Source organism: Deltaproteobacteria bacterium (assembly GCA_019309045.1).
GTDB lineage: Bacteria > Desulfobacterota > Syntrophobacteria > BM002 > BM002 > JAFDGZ01.
Genome location: JAFDGZ010000200.1, coordinates 1 through 2,190, shown reverse-complemented (window position 1 = coordinate 2,190; position 2,190 = coordinate 1). Strand labels below are relative to the sequence as shown.

The 2,190-nt window shown below is 56.0% G+C and carries 2 protein-coding genes; both read right to left on the bottom strand.

The window, feature by feature from the left end:
- Positions 1-998, bottom strand: a 998-nt coding sequence (locus JRI89_17755) for a citrate (Si)-synthase (protein MBW2073078.1), incomplete at its 3' end; no start/stop codon positions are given.
- Between the two features lie 770 nt (positions 999-1,768).
- Positions 1,769-2,170, bottom strand: a complete 402-nt coding sequence (locus tag JRI89_17750; GenBank protein MBW2073077.1) for a c-type cytochrome — start codon at positions 2,168-2,170, stop codon at positions 1,769-1,771.
- Between the last annotated feature and the right edge of the window lie 20 nt (positions 2,171-2,190).

Below are 2,190 nucleotides of genomic sequence, written 5' to 3'. Positions count from 1 at the left end.
GGGATTCCCATCATGTAATAGAGTGAGGCGCTGTAAAAGTCCACGTTGGTATAGATGTCCCTGCCCTTCCGCTTGCGAAACTCCTCTTTGGCTACCCGTTCCAGAAGCTCGGACATCTCGTACCACCTGGTCTCGCCAAAGCGCTCTCCCACTGCTTTGGACATGGGAGCCAGGATGTGCGCCCTTGGATCATCCACCTTGTACACGGCATGGCCCAGCCCCATGATACGCTGGCCAGCGTCGAACTGTGACCTGACATACTCTTCCACGCGGTCAGGAGAGCCGATCTCCATGAGCATCTCCATGACCCTGGTGTTGGCGCCGCCGTGAAGTTCCCCGGACAGGGAGCCCACCGCGCCTGCCACCGCCGCATACATATGGGCCCTGGTCGAGGCAATCTCTCTGGCAGCAAAAGTGGAGGCATTGAAGCCGTGCTCTGCATGGAGCACCAGCGCTACGTCGAAAAAGTTGGCAATGTCTTCTTCAGGGTCTTTCCCCTTGAGCATGTAGAGAAAATTAGCGGCATGGTTCAGGTCTGGATTCGGTTCCACAGGATCATGCCCATTGCGAATGCGATCCCAGGCAGCCACCACCGTGGCCAGCTTGGCCACCAGGCGGATGGCCTTCTGCACATTGGCCTCTTTGCTGAATTCCAAAAGCTCAGGGTCATGCGGAGCGAGCGTGGCTACGCTGGCCTGCAGCACATCCATAGGGTGCGATTGTGGGGGAAAAGTTCGCAAGGCGGCAATGATTTCACGAGGCAGAGGTCGGTGCGAGGCAAGTTCGGCAGCAAAGGATGCCAGTTCTTCTTTATTTGGCAGTTTTTCCTTCAGGAGAAGGTGCACCACCTCCTCGAAGCTCACCTTGTTGGCGAGATCTGTAATGAGATATCCCCGGTAAATCAAACGGCCGGCACGGCCGTCAACATCTCCGATTCTGGTACTGGCGATAGTGATGCCGCGCAGCCCGGTATCTTTTGGCGTTTCTAAATTATCCATGGTTTCTCCTCTCTTTCCATTCCCTGATTCGGGAAGAACGCGGCGAACATTTCTAGGTCATCTGCAAGAGGATATTTTTTATACTAAACACTCCCTCTCTGGTTGTCAAAGTGAGGAAAATCAAGGTTATTCAGCCGCACCATCTCCAGACTCCTGTCTGGAGATGGTGCGGCTGCCTGGAGGGCCCAAGAACTTGTAACCGAGAGATGCCTCCGGCTTCTACAGGGGGAGTGTCACTGGCAGATGGCGCGGCAATACCTTCGGCAGCCGCAGCCTTCAGCCCACAGTGCCCGGTGAAAGGCAAGGCTACTGGTTGTTGGTTATCCGAGATAAACTGAGGCAAATCATATCATCCTGTGCCTAGTGCCCACTGCCTAGCGAGGCCACCTGACGGTTCGCTGGGGGTATGGCCAATGTGAAAACCTTGCTGCGGCGTCTGACGAGAAGAAGGGTATTTCCGATGACAGTCAAACTGCTGAGAAGCATGGCGCAGACAGCTAGCAGTGGAGTGAGCAGACCCGTCATGGCGATGGGAATGCTCAGGGCATTGTAGACGAAAGAGCCGGCCAGATTCTGGCGTATCTTGTTGTTTACCCTGGCGGCCAGGTCGAGCAGATCCAGGATCTGCAGAGGATCACCCCCTGGACTAGAAAAAGATCCCCCTTCTCAAGCTGCTCAACAGCAACATAGCGGCCTTGCGGTTGATCCTGACCGCAGATTCTCACCTTGGTGGGCCGCAGAGATCACAACAAGTTGAAGGTGGCATAGTATCAATGACGAGGCCCCAGAGATCTGACAAAGGCCACTATTTTCCAGCGGTCCGGAACAGCTATGGTGGTTGCCAGCCGAGGCTGTCTGCCCCTGGGCACGCCGTAGCTGATCTCTTTAAACTGTCTGCCCGGTGATAAGGCCTGCACCTTGACGCTTCTCAGGTCAGAGGGCAGCGGCTGGAAGCTCTGGCCCACCGTGCCGTTGCCGTCATACTGTTTGCCATGGCACTGGGCGCAAAAGGTGAAATAGAGATTCTTGCCGGCGGCAATCACCTGGGGGTTCCTGAGGTCAACGGGAGAGAGCAGCTTGTTGTCGGGGGTGGCTCTGAGAAGGGCCTCACTCTGCTGAAAGGCGACCACTTCCCTTTCCATTTGCAAAAGCGGCTCTTCGTAAGGCCGCACAGCTGGAGTCTGCCGCATGC